Source organism: Sphingomonas sp. (assembly GCF_036387595.1).
Classification (GTDB): domain Bacteria; phylum Pseudomonadota; class Alphaproteobacteria; order Sphingomonadales; family Sphingomonadaceae; genus Sphingomonas.
In genome coordinates this window covers 120,026-136,979 of sequence record NZ_DASVTL010000078.1, presented here as the reverse complement: position 1 = coordinate 136,979, position 16,954 = coordinate 120,026, and the positions used below count along the sequence as shown (strand labels likewise).

Below are 16,954 nucleotides of genomic sequence, written 5' to 3'. Positions count from 1 at the left end.
AAGGCCAAGACGGTGCTGTTCATCAAGCGGTCGATGGGCGGGGTCGGCTATGCCGGCGTCGACAACGACGTGTTCTATATGGACAACACGATGATGCTGCTCGCCGACGCCAAGAAGATGGTCGAGGATATCGTGAAGGCGCTGGGCTGAGCATGATGCAGCCGGGGGGCGGGTATGGCTCTGGCTTCGTCGTGGCGCTGGTCGGCGCGTCGGCGGACGGGGAAGAGGCGATCGCGCTGGCCGGCGGTCGGATCGGTGAGCGGATCGGGTGGGACGGTGTGCCCGGAGAAGCCGCCACGGTGCTGGTCGTCGAGGCGGAGGGCGTCGCGGACGCGGTGCTGGCCGATGCGCTGCCGGGCCTGGCGGCGATCGCCGACGCGCGGGGCCGGGCGGTGGTGGCGACGATCGCGGTCGACCAGATCGATCTGGTCGCCGCCGAGCTGCTGGGTGCACGGGTCATCCTGTTGTGCGCGCCGACCTTGGCCGAGCGGGTGGCGGCGGTGGCGGTGGCGGCGGGCATCGGCGATACGCCCGGCTTCGTTCGCGAGGACGAGCGCGAGCGGCTGCGGCGGATGAACGAGGAGGTGGCGCGGATCGCGGGCCTGCTGGCGCGGCTGGTCGAGGCGCCCGACGCCGGCGATGGGGCGGTCGAGGACCGGCGTCTGGGTTACAGCGTGGCCGCGGCGCAGGCGCAGGCGCCGGTAGCTGCCGCCGACGTTCGGCGCACGATTCGCGCCCGGCGGATGCGCGCGCAATATTTCGACGCACGGCTGGTGGAGGATCCGGGCTGGGACATGCTGCTCGATCTGTTCGCATCGGAACTGGAGCGGGGTCAGGTGTCGGTCTCCAGCCTGTGCATCGCAGCGGCGGTGGCGCCGACCACGGCGCTGCGCTGGATATCGCGGATGGTTGCGGCGGGGCTGTTTGCCCGAATGCCCGATGCGGGCGACAAGCGGCGCGCGTTCCTGGTGCTGACGCCGGCTGCCAGCGCGGCGATGCACGGCTATGCCGATGCGGTCCGGCGCGGCGGGCTGCCGATCGTGTGACCCTTGCGTATCGGCGCGGGGTTTGGCATCGCTGCCCGACCCGCAAGGGGGCGCTTAGCTCAGCTGGTAGAGCGGCTCGTTTACACCGAGTAGGTCGGCGGTTCGAACCCGTCAGCGCCCACCACCTTCAAAGCCGCAGCGCGAGTTTGACGCGAAACGGCTGTCCTGTTGACGGAGCGGCATTCATTTCGGCCATGGTTCGGCCGATCGCATGATCGGCGGAGTCGCGTTGAGGATCGCTATGCGCCAGAGCGCGAGGAGGAAATCGGTCGGTTCGTGGTGCAGGTCCAGCACGCCGGTCGGTTATGATCTGCGATGCGCCGTGCGATCCGAGAACGTGCGTCGCCAAGCTGCGGCTGTTCGGTGCACGTCGTTCGTCGTCCCATCGGCTAGGTCGATGGAGGACCGTCAGACGCATCCAGACGATAAGAGGGGGGCCGGCAAGTGATCGCGCTTCACGCCGTGATGCTGATCGTCGGTGTGCAGCCGCCCGCGGCCGTTCCAATGGTGGCTGGCCCTGCGCAATGGCCGATCCTCTCGACACAGCCACTTGCGGCGGTGCCGAGCGTGCCCGTGCCAGGGATCGCCCGCAATCATCCGGCGATCATGCTGCCCCCCGCCGACGCGGGACAAGTGCCCGCCGGGCCGGCTGCGCCCGCCGGCGCTACGGGGCAGGGCGATGTCGTGGTGACTGCGGCACAGCAGCCGAAGACGCCCGGAGACCCGCTGGAACAGGTCAACGCGCAATCCTTCGCCGCGATGCAGGCGGTGGACGGGGCGATCGTGGCGCCGCTGTCGCGCGCCTATAAGACGGTGCTGCCGCAACCCGTGCGCGATGGCATCCGCAATGCGTTGGGCAATGTCCGCGAGCCGATCGTGTTCATCAACTTCGTGCTGCAGCTGAAAGTGGGCAAGGCGGCGGCGACGTTCGGGCGGTTCGCGATCAATTCGACGATCGGCGTGTTCGGCCTGTTCGACTTCGCGCGGCGCAAGCCGTTCAAGCTGCCGCGGCGGCGCAACGGCTTCGCCAACACGCTGGGCTATTACGGCGTCGGGTCGGGGCCGTTCCTGTTCCTGCCCGGCGTCGGCCCGACGACGCTGCGCGACATGGTCGGCGGGGTCGCCGATGGACTGGTGCTGCCGGTCGGGGTCGGCAAGCCGTTCAACCAGGCGAGCTACCGTATTCCCGTCGGCGTGATGACGGCCCTGAACCGCCGCAGTGAAGTCGACGAGCGGCTGAAGCAGGTGCGCGCGACCACCGATCCCTATGCCGCGGCGCGCGAGACGTATCTGAACCAGCGCGAGGCCGAGATCGAGGCGCTGCATGGGCGCGGGCCGCTGGTCGACGTGCCGGCTTCCTACGCACCGCCCGGCACGCCCGCGAAGGGCGCGCCGCTCCCCATCGATCCGAAGCTGCTGGACGATATTCGGCCGAGCGAGACGCCGGCACCGCGTTAGCAGGCGGACCGCGCCGGCGATCTATGGGGCGGTGCTGATGTACAGCGTCTGGACGCAATGCGTCGCCGCCCAGGCCATGCCGGCGGCTTCCGCCTGCTCGCAGCTGTCGTAATGTCCGCCGTCGACCATCGCGACCGATTCGGCTTCGGCGCTGTCGCCGCAATTGATGAGTGCCGATCCTTCCAGCCGGTATCGGCCATCGGCCATCGGTTGCAGGTTGATGCAGTCGCTGTCCTTGGGTGCCTCCTGCCCCACCGGCAATTTGATGATTTCCATCGCTCGTCTCCTTTGGTTCGCGACGCGACAACGTGCGAAACCGGCGGAGGTGGCATGATGCTTGGCGCGAGAGGGGCGGCGGATCGACACCCGCTACATGTCGCGCACCAGGCGGACGACGCGCGCGAGCCAGGGCGGGTTGGCGACGATCTGCTGACGCGCGCCCGGGCCGGGGGGCAGGAGGTGGAGGCGGGTCGCATCGCGGTCCAGCAGGCGGGCGAAGGTGAACCGGCCGGCGGCGCGGGGAACGAGGACGTCGCGGTTCGTCGCGCGGGCGAATTGCTCGGGCGCGAGCGTCTCGCACCACAGCACGTCGCCCGCCCGGTAATCGCCGATGCTGGCGGTCACGCATAGCGCGATATGGCCGGGTGCGGGAACGGGCGCGGCCACTGCCGACGCCTTGGTGGGTGCGCGGGCGCCGGTGGCGTCGAGGATCGCGGCAACGGGCAGATCGACCCGGTCGGGCAGTTGCACGAGGTCGGCGGCGGTCACGCCCAGCGCCGCGGCGATACGGTTCAGCCAGGCGACCGAAACGGTGCGCGTGCCGACTTCGAGCCGGCCGATCTGCTGCGCGGTGGTGGCAGGCACGCAGGCGCGCGCGACCTGATCCAGCGTCATGCCGCGCGCGCGGCGGACATTGCGGATGTTGGTTATCATGGGCGTCCCTTGCGAACCTATCTGGTTTTTATTGCTGTCCTACATGCGCGATGCGCTGGCAAGGGCCTTGCCGGTCGAGGCATGGCAGGAGCGGACGATGCGGGAATTGATGGAGCGGACGGTCGATGCGCAGGGTTTCACCCAGGATGGGCGCGGGCGCGGGCGCAGGGTGACGGTGAACCTCGCCGAATCGCCGCTGGGCTGGCTGCGCGCGCGCGGGCTGGTGGATGCGCGGCAGTTCGAGGCGGGCGAGCGGCTGCGCGGCGATTACGAAATGGCGATGCTCGCGCCCCGCGTGACGATGCGCTGGGCAGCGCGGGTGGACGGCGGCGGCGGCACCGCGCTGGAGCCCCATGCGGCGCAGATCGCGGCGAAGCGGCGCTTCGACGGGGCGGTCGCGGCGGCGGGTCCGGGCCTGAGCGACGTGCTGTGGCGCGTGGTGTGTGCTGGCGAGGGGTTGCCGGTGGCGGAGAAGGCGCTGGGCTGGCCCGCGCGCGCCGGACGGCTGGTGCTGACTCTGGCGCTCGACCGGGTGGCGGCGCATTATGGGCTGCGGTGAGGGAGCGATTGGCATGATGGGACAGGTGATCGCGGTGGCGGCGGCGCGGGAGCATCGCTTTTCCAAGCAGGTGTGCGACACGATCCGGCTGGTCGCGGGGTTGGGTGTGGTGGGGGATGCGCATGGCGGAGAGACGGTGAAGCACCGATCGCGGGTGGCGCGCGACCCGACCGAGCCGAACCTGCGGCAGGTGCATCTGCTTCATGCCGAACTGCTCGACGAACTTGCGGGCAAGGGCTTTGCGGTCCGCGCTGGGGACATCGGCGAGAACGTGCTGGTGCGCGGCATCGCGCTGCTCGACCTGCCCGAGGGGGCGGTGGTGCATTTGGGCGAATCCGCGCAGGTGCGGGTGACCGGATTGCGCAACCCGTGTTCGCAGCTGGATGATTTCGCGCCCGGGCTGATGCGCGCGACGCTGGATCGCGATGCGCGCGGCCGGCTGGTGCGCAAGGCCGGGGTGATGGCGGTGGTGATCGCGGACGGCGCGGTGCGCGGCGGCGATGCGGTGACGATCGCGCTTCCGCCGCCGCCGCATCGTGCATTGGGACCGGTGTGACTTGCGGGCGGTGCGCGGCTGCCCGATAGGCTGACGGTTGCGAGTCGACGGCGACGGGCCGGGTCGGCAGGGTAGTGGCGTGATGCGGTTCGATTTCGTTCATTGCCACGGGTCGGGAAATGACTTTCCGCTGATCGACGCGCGCGGAATCGCGTTGCGCGATGAGGACTGGGCGATCGTCGCGCGGGCGCTGGCGGATCGGCGCGGGCCGGTGGGGGGCGACGGCCTGCTGCTGCTGGGCGAGGGCGACGGCGATTGCGCCTTTTCGATGGTCATGCGCAATTCGGACGGGTCGGAGGCGGAGACGTGCCTGAACGGCCTGCGCTGCGTCGCGCGTGCCGGGTTCGCGGCATTGGCCATCGACGCCGCGCGTGTGCGGCTAAAGACCAGCGTGGCCGAGGTGGCGCGCGAGCCCGATGTCGCACCCGGCGTCTATGGGGTGCGCGAAGTGGCGGGGCCGGCGTCGCTGGATGCCGGCGCCTGGCCGCTCGGCGGTCACGTGCGACTGGTCGAGGCGCCGCTTGCCGAACTGTCCTCAAGCCTGGCCTTCACCGCGGTGGCAATGCCCAATCCCCATCTGGTGGCGTTCGTCGAAGCGGTCGACGAGGCGGCATTGTGCCGCGCGGGCGAGGCGTGCGAGGCGGCTCCGGCGTGGGTGCCCAACCGGGCGAACGTGTCCTTCGCCGAGATGCGGGAGGGCGTATCCGGCACGCGCGATCTGTTCGTGCAGACGTTCGAGCGCGGCGTGGGACTAACCGACAGCTGCGGCAGCGCGATGGCGGCCTCCACCTATGCCGCGTGCCTGACCGGGCGCGTCGCATGGGACGCGCCGATCACCGTCTTCAACCGCGGCGGGCTGGTGCGCGCGCAGGCGAGCGCGGATGCGATGGTGACGATCATCGGCAATGCGACTTGGGAATATGCCGGCGCGATCGACGTCGACCTGTCCAGCGGCGCGGCAAGCGGGCTGGTGGTGCATGAAAGGTTCGGCGCCGAGGTTGCGGCATGGGAATTGGCGGCAGGAAAGCCGAGCGGGGAGAGAATGTGATGATCGAGGCGGTCTTGTTCGACATCGACGGCACGCTGATCGACAGCAACACGCTGCATGTCGATGCCTGGGCGGAGGTGTTCGCAGACGCCGGGCACGACGTTCCCCGCGCAGCGATCGCCGGACAGATCGGCAAGGGCGGCGACAACCTCGTGCCTTCACTGCTCCCCGATAGCGACGAGGCCGAACGTGCGCGCCTCGACGAGGCGCATGGCGACGTGTTCAAGGCCCGCTATATCGAACGCGCGCGCCCCTTCCCCGATGCAGCGGCCCTGCTCCGCCGGGTGGCGGCGGACGGGCGCAAGGTGGTGCTGGCGTCATCGGCGAGTGCGGCTGAACTCGACCATTACGTCGAGCTGCTCGGCATCGGAGACATCGTCGCGGCCAGGACCAGCAGCGACGATGTGGCGACGACCAAGCCGGCGCCCGACATCTTCGCGGTGGCGCTGAAGAAGGCAGGCGTGCAGGGGGATCGGGCGGTTGCGGTCGGTGACACACCGTATGACGTGACGTCGGCCGCGGGAGCGGGGACGAACACGGTCGCGCTGCTGTCCGGCGGGTTCGCGCAGGATGTGTTGCGCGAAGCAGGCGCGATCGCGATTTACGCCGACGTGGCGACGCTGCTGGCGGATTACGAGGCTTCGCCGCTGGCGCGGTGAGAGGCCATGCCGGCCCGATCGTGACGCTGGAATCGTCGCCCGTGGCTTAAAGGACGTCGGATCCGATGCCGCCGTTCAATGTGTCGCTGCCACCGCCGCCGTTGAGCGTGTCGTTGCCGGTCAAGCCGTTGAGCGTGTCGTCGTGCCGCGCACGCATTTTAACATGGGGCAGGATTTGCCGGCTCTGTTATACGGATGACTTGGCAGGTGGCGCGACCATATTCGCGAGGATGGCGGACGCGTCGGCTGGCTCACGCTCGACGAGGGGGATGCCGATGTCCGGCGGTTCATGATCGGGGTGATCCGGTCACTGCAGGCCGCGGGCGTGCCGATCCCCAATCTGGCGGTTCATCTGGAGGGCGGGCTTGTCGAGCTGATGCTGGACGGCATCGTTCGCGAAATCCAGGCTGCGCTGGATGCGCAGGCGGATCCGGTCACACTGATCCTGGACGATTATCATCGCGCATCGTCGCCTGCGCTGGACGAATTCCTGGGGCGCTGGATCGCGATATTGCCCGACGGGATGCGGCTGCTGATGAGTTCGCGCAAGCGGCCGGACATCGGGCTGCATCGCCTGCTGTGTTCGGGCCAGGTCGTCGAGATCACCAGCGAGATGCTGCGCTTCACGCCAGCGGAATCGCGCTCGGTACTGGATGTCGGGCTGGACGAATCCGAGCGCGATGCGCTGGCGGAACGGATCGAGGAGTGGCCCGTCGCCTTGCAGCTGGCGCGTCTGATTTCGCTCCAGGCAAAGCCGCTGGGCAATGAACATTCGCTTTCGCTGGGGCGTCTGGCGCGACGCGGCGGGCATTTGTGGACGTTCCTGTCCGACCAGGTGCTCAACGGCCTCAGCCAGGATGCGGTCGACTTTCTGCTGGATACGTCGATCCTAGAACGGTTCAGCGTCGAGATCGCCGATGCGACCCGTCAGCGGCACGACGGCTGGCACATCATGGAGCAGCTCGAACAGTTGCAATCGCTGGTGGCGCCGCTGGACGGGGACGCTGCCTGGTTCCGCTATCATCACCTGTTCGCCGAATATCTTCAGGCGCAGCTGCGCCAGCGCCGGCCGGCCAGCGTCGCTGCACTCCATCTTCGGGCGTCGGAAGCGTTCGAACGCAGCGGCCTGCTGGAGGAAGCCGTGCGACACGCCAGCTTGGCGGGTGACTATGCGCGGTGCTCGGCGCTCGTCGAACAGGCTGGCGGCTGGCGGCTGATCTTGTTCGGCGGACTGAGCCAGCTCAATCAGCTGCTCGACCTGATCCCGCTGGCGGAGCGCCTGTCCCACCCCCGGCTGCTGATCGCCGAAGCCTATGCCCGCGTGAAGATGGGCCGGTTGCGCGAAGCACGGTCGACGTTCGATCTGGTCGCTACCGATGACGAGGCGCCGGTGAAAGACTGGAGCGCGCTGGACGATTGCGAGCGCGACATTCTGAACGTCGACTTTCTGCTGCGCATCTACGAAGACAATAGCATCGACCTTCCCCTGCTGCGGCGTATTCGACATGCCCGCGAGCGCTTGCCGGATGCGGATGGCCTGACCCAGGGCATTCTCGAATGCGTCGGCACCGTCGCGGCGCTGTGCCTGGGAGACTTCGACCACGCGGAGGCGACGGCGCGGCAGGCGATGAGTGCGATGCGCTCGGCGAACTCGGTGCTGGGGCTGAACTACTGCTTTCTGCACGCGGGTGTCGCCTGCACGTACCAGGGAGAATTGCGGAGCGCGGCGGCTTATCTGGAACGCGCGAAGGCGATGGCCGAGGAGAATTTCGGCGCCGACAGCGGCCTGAAAGCGGTAGCGGAAACGCTTCTCTCGATGGTCGAATTGTGGACCGGCGGGCCTTTTGCCAGGACCGTTGCCGATCTGGACGAGGCATTCCGCCACGTCTGCGATTACGACGGCTGGGTCGAAGTCTATGCCGCGGGCCTGGAGCGGCGGTTTCGGCCGGCGTGGCTGGCCGGCAATATTGCCGCGATGGACCTGGTGATCGCTGACGGCCAGGCACTCGCCGAAGCCCGTGGTCTCCTGCGCCTGGCCACCATCGTCAAGGCGCAGCGGCTTCAACGGCACCTGATCGCCGGCGCCACGAAACCGGCGGCGGCGCTCGCCGAAAAGCTGGCCAGCCAGTTCCCGCTTGGCATCTGGCGGGAGAACCGGGTCTGCTGGCGGCCGTATCAGGACGTCGCCTTTGCGCTGGTCATGTGGTTTGCCAGGCGTGCTCCACTGATCGCGAGCGCCCGGGCGGCCGACGCGCTGGACTGTGCGCAAGCGGTCGGCGCACGGCCGTACGTGGTACGGGCGCATCTTCTGCTGGCGCGAAGTGCCGACCTGGCAGGGCAGTCCGAGGCGGCGATGTCCCATCTCAAGCGCGCGGTCGGCGAGGCGGCGGGGGAGGGCATATCTTTGCCCTTCTACGAGCAACCCGAACTCGCGCCGCTCATCCGTTATCTCACGCGCGACATCTGGGACAGCGGCGGCAACCCGGTCGAAGCATCGTTCCTTTCGGAGATCGCCGAGCGCACGGAAACGACGCCGGCCAGCGATGGCCGCGCGGCGATCCTGAGCACGCGGGAACAGGAAGTGATGGCCGAACTGGCGCGCGGCCTCGGCAGTCGGCCAGATGGCGGGCTGGACGATCTCTCCGGTCGCGATCGCGCTTCCCGTATCGATCGCCATCACGGCAATGGCGATAAGGGGCGTTTCGGGGCTGGAGAAAATCGGCCTCGTGCTGGTGCCGGTCACGTTCGGCGTTCTGTTCGTATCGGTGGCGCTGACTTGGCATCGCGCGGATGCGGTGCTGTCGGCGCAAGGATCGGGCGACCTGGATTTCAGCGAAGCGGTGTCCGCGATCGTGGGAATCTACGTCGTCGGTATCGTCATCCAGCCGGATTATGGCCGCTTCGTGCGAAGGCCGCTGCATGCCGCCTTGGGCGCCGGACTTGCTCTGGGCGTGGTTTTCCCGGCGATCATGCTGCTGGCATCCTTCGCCAGTGCCGCCCTTGGCGTGGGCGACCTTGTGACCGCGATGATAAGGCTCGGATTTGGCCTGCCCGCGCTGATCGTTCTGCTGTTCGGGGCATGGATAGATTCTGCCGCGAGCCTCTACTCTGCGAGCCTGTCGTTCGCCAATCAACTTCCCAGGGTCAAATTCCGGCTGATCGGGTTTGCGGTCTGGGCAGCAGGGGTCGCTCTGGTGGTGTTGGGCGTCGAATCCGCATTCATTCCGTTCCTTCTGGCGCTGGGTGTGTCGCTGCCGCCGCTTGCCACCATCCTCATCATGTCTCACTTCGCGGTCCGCGGCCGGGCCGGCCGTCGCGAGGCGGGCCTGGCGGGGTTGTGCTGGGCCGTCGGGACGATCGTCGGCGTCGCGACGACGCGTCACCTCGTCACGCTGACCGGCCTTCCGGTTCTGGACGGCGTGGCGACGACGATGCTGGTGTTCATGCTGACGCGCCTGGCGGGCCGTCGCCTGACATGATGTCGCTCCTGGGCGACCGACCGCAGAACCGACGCTGCAAGCATGCGGGCAGGCGCGAACCGGATTGGCACTTTTCGGCTTGACAGCGCGACGCTGTTTGAGTACATAACAGGAACGCTGAAGAATTGCGAGTCGGGGCCGGGGCACGGGGGTGCTGTCCGGCCCTTTTGCTTTTGGGCCGGGCTTTGGCTTTCGGGGGATGAGCGATGGATGACGGGGTGGATGACGCCGGGCTTGGCGAGCTGGCGGGGGATCAGGCGGGCGAGCACGGGCCGCGGGTTCAATGGTCGCCGGAGCGCAAGGCGGCGTTTCTGGATCACCTGGCCGCGACGTGCAACGTGAGTGCGTCCGCGGCGGTGGTGGGGGTGCCGGCCACCGCGATCTATCCGCTGCGCCGACGCGACGCGGACTTTGCGGCGGCGTGGGGCGAGGCGCTGATCTCTGGCTATGAGATGCTGGAGACGCAGCTGGTCGGCCACGCGCTGAACGGCGGCGGCGCGCGCGAGACCACGAATGGGGACGTGACGCCCACCGGCACGATCGACGTGGACTTGGCACTCAAACTGCTCGGCACGCACCAGGGTGCGATGCTGGGCAAGCCGTTAAAGGGCGGTCCCAAGCTGACGAAGGCGACCTCGCAGGAGACGACCGAGGCGATCCTGAAGAAGCTGCGCGCGATCGAGGGGCGGGTGCGGCGCGGGCGCGGCCCGGCCTTGGCCAAGCCGTTGCTGATCGAGGCGCAGCCGGATGGGGCAATCGGTGCGAACGATGCGGGACGTGTGGGGGAGGGCGGCGGTGAATCGCGGGATGCGGCGTGAGCGGGGACTTCCTCTCCGACCAGGCGCTGGTCGAGCGCGTGCTGGCGCTGGACGAGCGAGGCCGGCGCCGCCTGCTCAACGCGCTGACCCCGGCGCAGGCGCGTGAGTTCGGCGAACGCTGGGGCATATGGGCGCATCCGGGGCAATATGAGCCGGAGGGCGAGTGGCGGGTATGGCTGATCCGCGCGGGCCGCGGCTTCGGCAAGACGCGGGCGGGCGCGGAATGGGTGAGCCAGTTCGCGCGCGATCATCCCGCAGCGCGGATCGCGCTGGTCGGCCATACCATGCCCGACGTCGCCAAGGTGATGGTGGAGGGGACGAGCGGGCTGATCGCGGTGGCGCACCCCGGCGAGCAGGTCGGCTGGTCGCGGATGCGCGGCGAGGTGCGCTTTGCCTCCGGCGCCACCGCGCAGGTCTATGCCGCGACCGCGCCGGAAAGCCTGCGCGGGCCGGAACATCATGGCGCCTGGTGCGACGAGCTGGCGAAATGGAGCAAGGGGTTCAGGCTGGGCGGATCGCACGGCGGCGAGGCGGCGTGGGACAATCTGATGCTGGGCCTGCGCAGCGGCGACAGGCCGCGGGTGGTGGTGACCACGACCCCCCGGCCGAATGCGCTGATGCGGCGGGTGATGCAGATGGACGGGGTGCGCGACATCCGCGGTGCCACGCGCGACAACGTGCACCTGCCCACGAGCTTCGTCGCGGAGATGGACGCGCAATATGGCGACACGCGGCTGGGGCGGCAGGAGCTGGAGGGCGAAATGATCGACGATGCCGTCGGTGCGCTGTGGACGCGCGCGACGATCGAGGCGTGCCGCAGCGATGTCGCGTGCGAGCCGGTGCGCGTCGTCGTCGGCGTCGACCCGCCGGCCGGGATCGGCGGCGATGCGTGCGGGATCGTGGCGGTGGCGCTGGACGGCGACGGCATCGCGCACGTGCTGGAGGATGCCAGCGTCAGCGGGGCTTCGCCCGAGGCATGGGCGCGCGCGGTGGCGGCTTGCGCGGATCGGCATGGCGCCGACCGGGTGATCGCGGAGGCGAACCAGGGTGGTGAAATGGTCCGCCGCGTCCTCCACATCGCCGACGTCGCGCTGCCGGTGCGGATGGTGCATGCGACCAAGGGCAAGAGCGCGCGGGCCGAGCCGGTCGCCGCGCTCTACGAACGCCGCCGGGTGCGGCATTGCGGACGCTTCCGCGCCCTGGAGGACGAATTGTGCGGGCTGATCGCGGGGGGCGGCTATGAGGGGCCGGGCCGCTCGCCCGACCGGGCGGATGCGCTGGTGTGGGCGGTGAGCGAGCTGGTGCTGGGCCAGCGGGGGACGGCGAGGGTGGCGGTGGTGTGAGGCGTTCAGTGGTTGGACATTTGGTCATGGTTATGCGTTTATGGAATATCGCTCCATCCAGGCGGTCGGACCACCCATGACCCATTCCCAGCGCAATGCCGCGATCCTCGACCTGATCGAAGAGTATACGAAGCGCAATACGCGCTCGCCGGAGCAGGCGCGAGCGGCGTTGATCGCCGAAGGCCTGTACGAAGCAAATGGTGACCTGCGCGCCGAATTGGGCGGACCGGGCTGGGAACGCAAGGCCGGGTGAGCCGGCTCGCGACGTCCTTCGTCCTCGGCTATCATGGATGTGACAGACGCGTGGCCGAGCAGGCGGTCAACGGAAAGATAGATCTGATCCAAAGCGACCGCGCCTATGACTGGCTCGGGCCGGGCTTCTACATTTGGGAGTCGGACGAGCAGCGCGCGCGAGAATGGGCGGAGGCGAAGGTTCGCCGCGGCGATTACGCGGAGGCGGCGGTGATCGGTGCTGCGATCGACCTTGGAAATTGCCTCGACCTGGTGTCCCGGCACGATCTGGAGCTTGTTCGCGGCGCGTATCGTTCACTCGTCAAGCAGCATGCCGAAACCGGGTTGCAGATGCCGACCAACCGTGGTGTCGGCACCGATCCGGACGATGACCGCGTGCTGCGATTGCTGGATTGCGCGGTCATCAAGCACCTTCATGCCATGATCGAATCCGTGCCCCTCCCCGAGCGTGTCGTGCCTGCGTTCGACACGGTGCGCGGGATGTTCGGTGAAGGTGGGCAACTCTATCCCGGCGGCGGTTTTCGCGAACGCAGCCATGTGCAGATCGCGGTGCGCAACATGGATTGCGTGAAGGGCATCTTCTTCCCGCGCTGACTCGCGCGCCTAGCAACAACGGGAGCACATCATGAAATTGTTCGGATGGACATCCGGGCGCGAGGAATCGCGTCCGGTTTTGTCGCGTGGGGTCGCGACTTATGGTGTCGGGGCGGCGCTGAGGGAGGGGTTCGGGCCGCCGAGTTACGACGCGCAGGTGCGTGAGGGCTATGCGCGCAATCCCGTCGTGCAGCGTGCGGTGCGGCTGGTGATGGAGGCGCTGGGGAGCGCGCCGCTGGTCGCGTCGCATGCCGAGCTGATCGCGCTGGCCACGGGGCGGTCGGGGGGACAGGTGCTGATCGAGGCGGCGGCGGCGCATCTGCTGCTCCACGGCAATGCCTATATCCAGGTGCTGCGCGACACCGGCGGAAACGTCGCCGAACTGTACGCGCTGCGCCCCGAGCGGGTGAGCGTGGAACTGGACGCGGGCGGGTGGCCCGCTGCCTATCGCTACAAGGTTGGCGAGCGCACCACGCGGCTGACCGGCGACGCGGTGCGGCCCGAGGTGGTGCACCTGCGCTTCTTCAACCCGATCGACGACCATTATGGGCTGGGGTGCCTGGGTGCGGCGGCGGGCGCGGTGGCGATCCACAACGCGGCCGGCGAATGGAACAAGGCGCTGCTCGACAATGCGGCGCGGCCGTCGGGGGCGCTGGTCTATGATCCCGGCGACGGATCGACGCTGGCGCCCGACCAGTTCCAGCGGCTGCGGGCCGAGATGGACGCGAGCTTTTCGGGCGGCGCGAATGCCGGGCGGCCGATGCTGCTGGAGGGCGGGCTGAAGTGGCAGGCGCTGGGGCTGAGCCCGGCGGACATGGACTTTGCGGGCACGCGGGCGGCGGCGGCGCGCGAGATCGCGCTGGCCTTCGGGGTGCCGCCGATGCTGCTCGGGCAGCCGGGCGATGCGACCTATGCCAATTACAAGGAAGCGAACCGGGCGCTGTGGCGGCAGGCGATCCTGCCCCTGGCGGGGACGATACTGACCGGCCTGGCACAGGGGCTGAACGGGTGGTTCGAGGGGGCGACGCTCGCCGTCGACCTGAACGCCGTTCCCGCGCTGGCCGAGGATCGCGCGACATTGTGGCGATCCGTGACGGCGGCGGATTTCCTGACGGCGCAGGAGAAGCGCCAGATGGTCGGGCTGGAAGCAGGAGAGGGAGCATGAGCGGGGCGGTGCTGGCGCAGCTGATCGCGCAAGGGGTGGAGGAGGGGGCGGGCCTGGTGACGCTGCGCGGAATCGCCGAGGAGGCGGGCGAACTGGGCGCGACGCGGGCGCTGGCGCGCCTCGGGCTGACCGACGAGCGAGCGGCGGGCGACATGCGCGAACTGCGCGACCTGCTGGCCGCGTGGCGCGATGCCAAGACGAGCGCGTGGAAGGCGGTGTTCGGCTGGGTGTCGGCCGCGGTGCTGGCGATGCTGGCGGTCAAGCTGGGGTTCGCGGAGCTGGTGCAGTGACCGGCGTGGTGCGGTTCCGGGGCTATGCCGCGGTGTTCGATGCGGTGGACCGGGCGGGCGACGTGTTCCGCGCCGGCGCCTTCGCAGGCGCGGGCGAGGTGCCGCTGCTGGTGCAGCATCGTGGGCTACCGGTCGGGCGAATCGTCGTGGCGGAGGATGCGCGGGGATTGGCGGTATCGGGCGAGGTTTCTGACGTGGCCGTCGCGGCGCTGGTGCGCGCAGGCGCGCTGACCGGACTGTCGGTCGGGTATCGGCCGCAGGTGGTGCGGCAGGGCGCGCATCGTTCGCTGTCACGGGTGGCGCTGGTCGAGGTGAGCCTGGTGGCGCAGCCGATGCAGCCTTTGGCGCGGGTGGAGCACATCTCCATTCCTCCCCGGCACGGGGAGGGGAACCAGCCGTAGGCTGGTGGAGGGGGGTGGCCGCCGGGCGGCTCGCCTGTGGAGAACCCCCTCCACCACTCGGCTGTGCCGAGCGGTCCCCCTCCCCGCGGGGCGGGGAGGACTTTAGCAAAGGGGGGCTTCGGCTCCCCTTTTTCATTTCTCATGAGGAGCAAGTGCATGGAAACGACGGATAACGCAGTGGTGGCGCGGCCGGTGTTGGCGGGGGCGCGTGCGCCGGCCAATGGCTTTGCGGGGTTCGTGCGGTCGGGTGCGACGCTGGAGATGAAGGCGTTCACCGGCGTGACGGGGGATGCAGGCGGCTATGCGGTGCCGCGCGAGATCGACGCGCAGATCGACGCGGTGCTGAAAGGCATCTCGCCGATCCGTTCGATCGCCAACGTCGTCAAGGTGGGGACCGCGGGGTATCGCAAGCTGATGACGACCGGGGGCACGCCGTCGGGCTGGGCGGCGGAGACCGCGGCGCGGCCGGAGACGGCTTCGCCGGTGTTCACCGAACTGGTGCCGCCGATGGGCGAACTCTATGCCAACCCGGCAGCGAGCCAGGCGATGCTCGACGATGCGGCGTTCGATGTCGAGGCGTGGCTGAGCGGCGAGATCGCGACCGAATTCGCCAAGGCCGAAGGGGCGGCGTTCGTCAGCGGTTCGGGGGTCAACCGGCCCAAGGGGTTTCTCACCGGCGCGACGGCGACGGCGGGGGATGCGACGCGCGCGTTCGGGACGCTGCAACATCTGGCGAGCGGGGCGGCGGGCGACTTCGGCGCCAACCCGCAGGAGCGACTGATCGACCTGGTCCAGTCCTTGCGCGCGCCGTACCGCCAGGGGGCGACCTTCGTGATGAACGCGAGCACGCTGGCGCGCATCCGCAAGTTCAAGACGAGCGACGGCGCGTTCGTCTGGCAGGCGGGGTTGTCGGCAGGGCAGCCCGCGACGCTGCTGGGCTATCCGGTGATCGAGGCCGAGGACATGCCCGACGTCGCGGCGAACGCGCTCAGCATTGCGTTCGGCAATTTCCGGATGGGCTATATCGTGACGGAACGCAGCGAGACGCAGATCCTGCGCGATCCGTATTCGAACAAGCCGTTCGTGAATTTCTACGCGACCAAGCGGGTGGGCGGGTGCGTGAGCAATTCGGAGGCCATCAAGGTGATGAAGTTCGCCGTGTCGTAGCGATCGGCGTGAGCCGATCGCGACCGCGACACGGCCGGGCAGGGGGGACGCGCTTGCGCGTCCCCGTCTGACGGGCGTGGCGGCCTGCGCTGTGGAGCCGGGAGCGTCTCGCCTAGCGGCTGCCCCTCCACCATTCGCCCAAGTGGGCGAACGGTCCCCCTCCCCGAGCGAGCTCGGGGAGGACTGAGAACCCCCTCCACCATTCGCCTTTGGCGAACGCTCCCCCTCCCCAAGCGGAGCTTGGGGAGGACTTTAGAAGGAAATGGACATGGCTGAAGCGGATATTCCGTCGGCTGCTATCGCGGGTGCGGTGGCGGCGGGGCGGGCGTTGTTGCGGCTGGAGGGCGGGCAGGAGGATGCGCTGCTCGGGCGGCTCGGGGGCACCGCGCTGTTGCTGGCCGAGGCGTTCGTCGGGCAGCGGCTGATCGTGCGGGGGTTCGTCGACCGGGTTCCGGCGGACGGGGCGTGGCACCGGCTGGTGGCGGAGCCGGTGACCGCGCTGGTGGGGGACGGGTTCGCGGTGGATATCGACGCGCACGGCGTCGGCTGGGTCCGGGCAACCGGGGGCGGGGTGGCGAGCGTGGCTTATTCCGCGGGGCTGGCGACGACGTGGGAGGCCTTGCCCGCCGCGCTGGCGCAGGGGGTCGCGCTGCTGGCGGCGCATCTGTTCGAACACCGCGAGGGCGATGCGGCGCCGCCGTCCGCGATCGCGGCGCTTTGGCGGCCGTGGCGGCGGATGCGGCTGGGCAGTGCGCGTCGGGTGCTGGCGGCATGAGCGCGCGCGCGATGCTGTCGGCGGCGATCGTCGCGGCGCTGGAGGGGGCGGGCGTCACCGCCTTCGACGCGCCGCCGGTGCGCGGTGCGCTGCCGCATGCGGTGGTGGAGGAGGCGGTGCTTGGCGACTGGAGCACCAAGACCTGGGCGGGGCACGAGGGGCGGGTGACGGTGCGCTTCGCCGACGCGGGCGAGCGGCCGGTGCGGCTGCGCGCGACGATTGAGGAGGGGGAGGCGGCGGTGATGGCGCTGGGTCCGGCGATCGGCGACGGGTGGCGGGTGGTGCAGATGCGGTGCGTGCGATCGCGGCTGGTGCGCAGCGGCGAGCGGTGGGTGGGGACGAGCGAGTTCGCGGTGCGGATGTGGCGCGAGGAATAACTGGATTCCTCCCCGGCACGGGGAGGGGGACCAG

General features: G+C 69.3%; 23 protein-coding genes and 1 tRNA gene. 19 read left to right on the top strand and 5 right to left on the bottom strand.

What is annotated here, in order from left to right:
• The 4 genes from VF643_RS08510 to VF643_RS08495 all read left to right on the top strand — a co-directional run.
• Nucleotides 1-150, top strand: a 150-nt coding sequence (locus tag VF643_RS08510) for an NAD(P)(+) transhydrogenase (Re/Si-specific) subunit beta (protein WP_331042959.1), incomplete at its 5' end; no start/stop codon positions are given.
• Nucleotides 151-152: 2 nt separating this feature from the next.
• On the top strand, nucleotides 153-1,046 hold the full coding sequence (locus VF643_RS08505; RefSeq protein WP_331042951.1) for a hypothetical protein: 894 nt from the start codon (nucleotides 153-155) through the stop codon (nucleotides 1,044-1,046).
• Between the two features lie 48 nt (nucleotides 1,047-1,094).
• A tRNA-Val gene (locus VF643_RS08500) sits at nucleotides 1,095-1,170 on the top strand.
• Nucleotides 1,171-1,490: 320 nt separating this feature from the next.
• On the top strand, nucleotides 1,491-2,504 hold the full coding sequence (locus tag VF643_RS08495; protein ID WP_331042950.1) for a VacJ family lipoprotein: 1,014 nt from the start codon (nucleotides 1,491-1,493) through the stop codon (nucleotides 2,502-2,504).
• Between the two features lie 21 nt (nucleotides 2,505-2,525).
• Here VF643_RS08495 and VF643_RS08490 read toward each other — a convergent pair whose 3' ends face one another.
• Together VF643_RS08490 and VF643_RS08485 are read right to left on the bottom strand one after the other, a co-directional pair.
• Nucleotides 2,526-2,780, bottom strand: coding sequence for a hypothetical protein (locus VF643_RS08490; RefSeq protein WP_331042949.1), 255 nt, complete (start codon nucleotides 2,778-2,780; stop codon nucleotides 2,526-2,528).
• 93 nt (nucleotides 2,781-2,873) lie between these two features.
• Nucleotides 2,874-3,437 carry a helix-turn-helix transcriptional regulator gene (locus tag VF643_RS08485; RefSeq protein ID WP_331042948.1) on the bottom strand — a complete coding sequence of 188 codons (564 nt, stop codon included), beginning with the start codon at nucleotides 3,435-3,437 and terminating at the stop codon, nucleotides 2,874-2,876.
• Nucleotides 3,438-3,534: 97 nt separating this feature from the next.
• Here VF643_RS08485 and VF643_RS08480 point away from each other — a divergent pair, with 97 nt between their 5' ends.
• From VF643_RS08480 to VF643_RS08465, 4 genes are all read left to right on the top strand, one after another.
• The gene (locus VF643_RS08480; RefSeq protein ID WP_414713830.1) at nucleotides 3,535-3,996 is read left to right on the top strand and encodes a DUF6456 domain-containing protein; all 462 of its coding nucleotides are present in this window, start codon (nucleotides 3,535-3,537) and stop codon (nucleotides 3,994-3,996) included.
• Between the two features lie 13 nt (nucleotides 3,997-4,009).
• Entirely contained in the window at nucleotides 4,010-4,552 is a 543-nt protein-coding gene (locus VF643_RS08475) for an MOSC domain-containing protein (protein WP_331042947.1), read from the top strand.
• A gap of 82 nt (nucleotides 4,553-4,634) precedes the next feature.
• Nucleotides 4,635-5,600: a diaminopimelate epimerase gene (dapF, locus tag VF643_RS08470; protein ID WP_331042946.1), complete on the top strand. Its 966-nt coding sequence runs from the start codon at nucleotides 4,635-4,637 to the stop codon at nucleotides 5,598-5,600.
• On the top strand, nucleotides 5,600-6,259 hold the full coding sequence (locus VF643_RS08465) for an HAD family hydrolase (protein WP_331042945.1): 660 nt from the start codon (nucleotides 5,600-5,602) through the stop codon (nucleotides 6,257-6,259). The genes dapF and VF643_RS08465 overlap by 1 nt, the downstream gene beginning before the upstream one ends.
• Nucleotides 6,260-6,305: 46 nt before the next feature.
• Here the strand turns inward: VF643_RS08465 and VF643_RS08460 are convergent, their stop codons facing one another.
• The 3 genes from VF643_RS08460 to VF643_RS16115 all read right to left on the bottom strand — a co-directional run bounded on the left by VF643_RS08460 (nucleotide 6,306) and on the right by VF643_RS16115 (nucleotide 8,936).
• Nucleotides 6,306-6,416 carry a hypothetical protein gene (locus VF643_RS08460; protein ID WP_331042944.1) on the bottom strand — a complete coding sequence of 37 codons (111 nt, stop codon included), beginning with the start codon at nucleotides 6,414-6,416 and terminating at the stop codon, nucleotides 6,306-6,308.
• Between the two features lie 150 nt (nucleotides 6,417-6,566).
• The gene (locus VF643_RS08455; RefSeq protein WP_331042943.1) at nucleotides 6,567-7,031 is read right to left on the bottom strand and encodes a hypothetical protein; all 465 of its coding nucleotides are present in this window, start codon (nucleotides 7,029-7,031) and stop codon (nucleotides 6,567-6,569) included.
• A gap of 117 nt (nucleotides 7,032-7,148) precedes the next feature.
• Complete coding sequence (locus tag VF643_RS16115; protein WP_414713826.1) at nucleotides 7,149-8,936, bottom strand: hypothetical protein; 1,788 nt, start codon at nucleotides 8,934-8,936, stop codon at nucleotides 7,149-7,151.
• On the opposite strand from VF643_RS16115, the gene VF643_RS16110 reads away from it, so the two are divergent.
• From VF643_RS16110 to gp17, 11 genes are all read left to right on the top strand, one after another.
• Entirely contained in the window at nucleotides 8,881-9,738 is an 858-nt protein-coding gene (locus VF643_RS16110) for a cytosine permease (protein WP_414713825.1), read from the top strand. The two genes, VF643_RS16115 and VF643_RS16110, sit on opposite strands and share 56 nt — an antisense overlap.
• 206 nt (nucleotides 9,739-9,944) lie before the next feature.
• Entirely contained in the window at nucleotides 9,945-10,556 is a 612-nt protein-coding gene (locus VF643_RS08445; protein WP_331042941.1) for a hypothetical protein, read from the top strand.
• On the top strand, nucleotides 10,553-11,899 hold the full coding sequence (locus tag VF643_RS08440) for a DNA-packaging protein (RefSeq protein WP_414713824.1): 1,347 nt from the start codon (nucleotides 10,553-10,555) through the stop codon (nucleotides 11,897-11,899). Before VF643_RS08445 ends, VF643_RS08440 begins: the two co-directional genes overlap by 4 nt.
• Nucleotides 11,900-11,975: 76 nt before the next feature.
• Nucleotides 11,976-12,152 carry a hypothetical protein gene (locus VF643_RS08435; RefSeq protein WP_331042940.1) on the top strand — a complete coding sequence of 59 codons (177 nt, stop codon included), beginning with the start codon at nucleotides 11,976-11,978 and terminating at the stop codon, nucleotides 12,150-12,152.
• Between the two features lie 50 nt (nucleotides 12,153-12,202).
• The gene (locus tag VF643_RS08430; protein WP_331042939.1) at nucleotides 12,203-12,745 is read left to right on the top strand and encodes a hypothetical protein; all 543 of its coding nucleotides are present in this window, start codon (nucleotides 12,203-12,205) and stop codon (nucleotides 12,743-12,745) included.
• A 31-nt stretch (nucleotides 12,746-12,776) separates the two neighbouring features.
• Nucleotides 12,777-13,910, top strand: coding sequence for a phage portal protein (locus VF643_RS08425; RefSeq protein WP_331042938.1), 1,134 nt, complete (start codon nucleotides 12,777-12,779; stop codon nucleotides 13,908-13,910).
• Nucleotides 13,907-14,200 carry a DUF6127 family protein gene (locus VF643_RS08420; RefSeq protein ID WP_331042937.1) on the top strand — a complete coding sequence of 98 codons (294 nt, stop codon included), beginning with the start codon at nucleotides 13,907-13,909 and terminating at the stop codon, nucleotides 14,198-14,200. The genes VF643_RS08425 and VF643_RS08420 overlap by 4 nt, the downstream gene beginning before the upstream one ends.
• Nucleotides 14,197-14,601, top strand: a complete 405-nt coding sequence (locus VF643_RS08415; RefSeq protein WP_331042936.1) for an HK97 family phage prohead protease — start codon at nucleotides 14,197-14,199, stop codon at nucleotides 14,599-14,601. The genes VF643_RS08420 and VF643_RS08415 overlap by 4 nt, the downstream gene beginning before the upstream one ends.
• Before the next feature lie 156 nt (nucleotides 14,602-14,757).
• On the top strand, nucleotides 14,758-15,768 hold the full coding sequence (locus VF643_RS08410; protein ID WP_331042935.1) for a phage major capsid protein: 1,011 nt from the start codon (nucleotides 14,758-14,760) through the stop codon (nucleotides 15,766-15,768).
• 268 nt (nucleotides 15,769-16,036) lie between these two features.
• Entirely contained in the window at nucleotides 16,037-16,543 is a 507-nt protein-coding gene (locus VF643_RS08405; RefSeq protein WP_331042934.1) for a hypothetical protein, read from the top strand.
• Nucleotides 16,540-16,920 carry a tail completion protein gp17 gene (gene gp17, locus VF643_RS08400; protein WP_331042933.1) on the top strand — a complete coding sequence of 127 codons (381 nt, stop codon included), beginning with the start codon at nucleotides 16,540-16,542 and terminating at the stop codon, nucleotides 16,918-16,920. The genes VF643_RS08405 and gp17 overlap by 4 nt, the downstream gene beginning before the upstream one ends.
• Nucleotides 16,921-16,954 lie beyond the last annotated feature (34 nt).